Genomic DNA, 4,640 nt, shown 5'->3' with positions numbered 1-4,640 from the left:
GACCGAGCCGGAGCCCGCAGCCGAGGAGCCGGCCGAGCCGCAGGTGCAGGCGGAGCTGCGCTCGCTGGCCGAGGCGTACGAGAGGAGCTTCCCGATCGGCGCTGCGATCGAGCCCTTCCAGACGCAGGGGCCTACAGCAGAACTGCTGAAGCGGCATGTCAACTACCTGGTTGCGGAGAATGCGATGAAGCCCGCCTCGCTGCAGCCGGTCGAAGGGCAATTCCGCTTCGAGCCGGCCGACCGGATCGTCGCCTTCGCCCGCGACAACGGGATGGCGCTGCGCTTCCACACGCTCGTCTGGCACAATCAATCGCCGGACTGGTTTTTCCTCGACGAGGAAGGCAAGTCGATGGTCGAGGAGACGGACGAGGCCAAGCGTCAGGCCAACAAAAAGCTCGTCCTCGAGCGTCTGGAGACGCATGTCCGCACCATCGTCGAGCGGTACAAGGACGATATCGTCTCGTGGGATGTGGTCAATGAGGTGATCGAGCCGGCCGACCCGAACGGGATGCGGGCCAGCCCGTGGTATCAGGTGACGGGCACCGACTACATCGCCACTGCCTTCCGCGCTGCGCGCGAGGCGGGCGGGCTGGATATCCGGCTCTATATCAACGACTACAACACCAACGAGCCGATCAAGCGGGACCGGATGGTCGAGCTGGTGAAGACGCTGCTCGCGGACGGCGTGCCGATCGACGGCGTCGGCCACCAGACGCATATCAACTATCGTTGGCCGTCCGTCGACTCGATCCTTGAGTCGATGCGCAAGTTCGCCGAGCTCGGGCTGGACAACGAGATCACCGAGCTGGATATGAGCATCTACGAGTACCAGGATCGCAGCGACCTCGGCTTGCCGATCCCGGACGATCGTCTGGAGGCGCAGGCGCGTCGCTACGGCGAGCTGTTCCGGGCGCTGCGCGAGCATGAGGAGCTGCTGAGCGGCGTCGTCTTCTGGGGCATCGCCGACAATCATACGTGGCTCAACGGCTTCCCCGTGGAGCGCACCGACGCGCCGATGCCGTTCGACCGGCAACTGCAGGCGAAGCCGGCCTACTGGTCGATCCTCGAGGCTGCGGGCGAGTAAGAAGTAGCGGAGCGAGCGGCAGGCAGCAGACCGAGCAGTGCCGCTCGTCTAGGAGCAACGGGCCAAGTGGCGCTACTCGGCCGGACGTGGCGGGAGCAGCCCCGCTCGCCTGGAAGCATCGGACCAAGTGGCGCTCGCGCCGCACAGCAAACGTCCATCACCCTAGGCGGTGATGGACGTTTGTTTGCGATAGGCGTTGGCGCTGACGCCGGTGTACGCCTTGAATTTTTTGTAGAACCAGTCGGTCTCGCTGTAGCCGACCTCGCGGGCCACCTCGTACACCTTCATGCTGGTCTGCGAGAGCAGCGTCTTGGCCTTCTCCATGCGCCGCCGCATCAGGTATTCGTGGAACGTAATATTCTCATGCAGCTTGAACTTTTGACCGAGATACGCGCAGTTCAAGTGCAGCAGGCGCGAGATCTTCTTGAGCGTAATGTTCCGGTGCATCTCCTGCTCTACGTAGCTCTTGACCTGCTCGATATCCGGCGATGCCGCCCCGAGGGCGCAATGGGCCAGGCCGGGCTGCTGCCGGAGGAGTTGCTGCGCGTCATCGAGCGCGACGCACAGCGCCTTGGCGCTGGCCGGCTCGGGCAGGATGGCGTAGATCGGGCCTTGCGGTACTTGTATCTCATGGAGCCAGTCGGCGTAGCCGCCCATCAGGATGACAGGCAGCGCAGAGGTGTGCCTCACCTGCTCATAGAGCTGCCGCTGCTCGGCCGGATCTCCATTCATCTGAATCATGATCAGCGTATAAGGCGACTGCTCAGTATCGGCCGTCAGCATCGCCGCCGCCTCCTCATAACCGTCGGCGTAGCCCTGGATCGACCAGCCGGCCGGATGCCGCTCGAGGATCAAGCGCGTTTTCTCCCGGGAGTAGATGCTGGGATCGACCAGCAGCACATGGTACATCTTGTTTCCCCCTCCTTGGCGAATTCGCATGCCTACCCAGGCTCGGCGTGTCGATCATTCGACAAAGCTCAGCGCGTTCTTGCCGATAACGACAGCGCCGCTTTACCTGGTTACGCTTTCATTATCGTCGTTACCCGCCTTCGGGACAATATCCTAATCTTTAGATTACTCGCCATCCTTTACCTGATGCGCGAGGCGGGCCTGCTGCCCCCAGATATCTATAGTTTTTGCTGCATAATCTAAGCTTTGACAGGTTGTTGGGGCAGGGTGTAAGCGTTACAATGAGGGGTGAATGCCACCCCTGGACGTGTTTACATACTCGGAGGGTAGCCTAAGATGCCCCTGAGCGGGTGTGCAAACACGCCCTAGGACCATCCGGGCGTCCTGCCCGCGATCGCGTCCGTCACCTCGAGAAAAGCATAACGACGATAAAGGAGAGACTGATATGAGCCCCCAATTGAAGCAGCACCGTCCGATCGTAACGCATATCTATACGGCCGATCCGTCGGCCCACGTATTCGAGGGTAAGCTGTACATCTACCCGTCCCACGACCTCGACCATGACGAGCCGTCCAACGACAACGGCGACCAGTACAAAATGGAGGACTACCATGTCCTGTCGCTGGAGGACTTCGACTCTCCGGTCGTCGACCACGGCGAAGCGCTTCATGTACGGGACGTTCCGTGGGCGTCCAAGCAGATGTGGGCGCCGGACGCCGCCTTCAAGAACGGCACCTACTACTTCTACTTCCCGGCGCGTGATCTGGAGGGGAACTTCCGCATCGGCGTCGCCACGGGCGCATCGCCGGCAGGTCCGTTCCAGCCGGAGCCTAACTATATGGAAGGCAGCTTCAGCATCGATCCGGCCGTGCTGGTCGACGATGACGGCCAAGGCTATATGTACTTTGGCGGGCTATGGGGCGGTCAGCTGGAGAAGTGGCAGGGCGACGTCTTCGATCCTGAAGGCAAGGAGCCGGCGGTGGACGCGCCAGCGCTTGGACCCCGCGTCGCTCGGCTGAGCGAGGACATGCTGACGATCGACGGCGGCGCGCAGGAGATCGCGATCCTGGACGAGCAGGGGCAGCCGCTGCTGTCCGGCGACGAGGACCGTCGCTTTTTCGAGGGCGCCTGGGTACATAAGTACAACGGCCTCTATTATCTGTCCTACTCGACAGGCACGACACACAAGCTGGTCTACGCTACGAGCCAGGCGCCGCAAGGTCCATACACGTTCCGCGGGACGATCCTCGAGCCGGTGATCGGCTGGACGACGCATCACTCGATCGTCCAGTTCCGCGACAAGTGGTATCTGTTCTATCATGACAGCTCGCTCTCCGACGGCGTCAACCACAAGCGCTGCGTCAAGTACAGCGAGCTGCAATACAACGAGGACGGCACGATCCGTCTCGTACAGCCGGACTAAACGAATCCAGGGAGGCGAATCGCATGAGTCAATCTGTACAAGAGCTTGCGAAGCTGAAGAATGTATTCCAAGGTCAATTTCTGGTGGGCGCTGCGGTCAATCCGCGAACCCTTGTCGATCAGCGCGACTTGCTGCGCGAGCACTTCAACAGCGTCACTGCCGAGAACGAGATGAAGTTCGAGCGGCTGCAGCCGGAGGAAGGCCGCTATACGTTCGAGCATGCGGATCGGATGATGGACTTTGCCAAGGAGTATGGCATCGGCGTACGCGGACATACGCTCGTCTGGCACAACCAGACGCCAGCGTGGGTGTTCGAGGACGGCTCGGGCGGCACGATCGATCGCGAAGGGCTGCTGGCGCGGATGAAGAGCCATATCGATACGGTGGTCGGCCGCTACAAGGGCGAGATCTACGCCTGGGATGTCGTCAATGAGGCAGTCGCCGACAGCGGTCCCGAGGTGCTGCGGGAATCGCCGTGGCTGTCGATCGCCGGCGAGGACTTCATCGCTCGCGCCTTCGAGTACGCCCATGCGGCCGACCCGGGCGCGCTGCTCTTCTACAACGACTACAACGAATCGGTGCCGGAGAAGCGCGAGAAAATCTACACGCTCGTCAAGTCGCTGCTCGATCGCGACGTGCCGATCCATGGCGTCGGTCTGCAGGCGCACTGGAGCCTCTTCCACCCCGACACGGACGATATCCGGCGGGCGATCGAGCGGTATGCCAGCCTCGGCCTGAAGTTGCATATCACCGAGCTCGATGTATCGGTGTTCGCGCATGACGACAAGCGGACCGACCTGAAGGAGCCCTCCGCCGAAATGATGGAACGTCAGGCGGAGCGGTACGGCGAGTTCTTCGGCCTGTTCCGCGAGTACAGCGAGTACATCACCTCCGTTACCTTCTGGGGCGCGGCAGACGACTACACCTGGCTCGACTACTTCCCGGTCCGCAGTCGCAAAAACTGGCCGTTCCTGTTCGACGCGGCGCATCAGCCGAAGCCGTCGTTCTGGAAGGTTGTCCAAGGCTAGCGGAGAAGATAGGCGGAGGCAGCCGAGGCGGTTGCGGTACGGAATCGGCCGGAGCATGCGGCCTTAGGCGTTCGTGAACGAGGGTAGGCGCGTCGTTGGCGAGCGTAGGTGATCGTAGGGGAATCAAAAGAACGGCAGGGAGCCGGGATGCGTGTCAGACACGTGTCCCGGCTTCCTTGTCGTGAGTAGCCTATCG

General features: G+C 61.8%; 4 protein-coding genes. 3 read left to right on the top strand and 1 reads right to left on the bottom strand.

What is annotated here, in order from left to right:
- The coding region (locus PA598K_RS31395) for an endo-1,4-beta-xylanase (RefSeq protein WP_148092016.1) at positions 1 to 1,084 on the top strand (1,084 nt) is incomplete at its 5' end.
- Between the two features lie 162 nt (positions 1,085 to 1,246).
- Here PA598K_RS31395 and PA598K_RS31390 read toward each other — a convergent pair.
- Entirely contained in the window at positions 1,247 to 1,993 is a 747-nt protein-coding gene (locus PA598K_RS31390) for a helix-turn-helix transcriptional regulator (protein ID WP_185602336.1), read from the bottom strand.
- A 445-nt stretch (positions 1,994 to 2,438) separates the two neighbouring features.
- Here PA598K_RS31390 and PA598K_RS31385 point away from each other — a divergent pair, with 445 nt between their 5' ends.
- Positions 2,439 to 3,416, top strand: a complete 978-nt coding sequence (locus PA598K_RS31385; protein WP_128660714.1) for a glycoside hydrolase family 43 protein — start codon at positions 2,439 to 2,441, stop codon at positions 3,414 to 3,416.
- A 23-nt stretch (positions 3,417 to 3,439) separates the two neighbouring features.
- Positions 3,440 to 4,444: an endo-1,4-beta-xylanase gene (locus tag PA598K_RS31380; RefSeq protein ID WP_128660713.1), complete on the top strand. Its 1,005-nt coding sequence runs from the start codon at positions 3,440 to 3,442 to the stop codon at positions 4,442 to 4,444.
- The last annotated feature ends 196 nt before the right edge of the window (positions 4,445 to 4,640 follow it).

Origin of the sequence: Paenibacillus sp. 598K (genome assembly GCF_003851045.1) — a bacterium.
In the GTDB taxonomy this organism is placed as follows: domain Bacteria; phylum Bacillota; class Bacilli; order Paenibacillales; family Paenibacillaceae; genus Paenibacillus_D.
The sequence above is the reverse complement of the archived record's forward strand: the minus strand, read 5'-3'. Positions and strand labels throughout refer to the sequence as shown.

Excerpts from the sequence above, each read along its gene's own strand:
- PA598K_RS31390 (WP_185602336.1), bottom strand. The coding sequence starts at position 1,993 with ATGTACCATGTGCTGCTGGTCGATCCCAGCATCTACTCCCGGGAGAAA.
- PA598K_RS31385 (WP_128660714.1), top strand. The coding sequence starts at position 2,439 with ATGAGCCCCCAATTGAAGCAGCACCGTCCGATCGTAACGCATATCTAT.
- PA598K_RS31380 (WP_128660713.1), top strand. The coding sequence starts at position 3,440 with ATGAGTCAATCTGTACAAGAGCTTGCGAAGCTGAAGAATGTATTCCAA.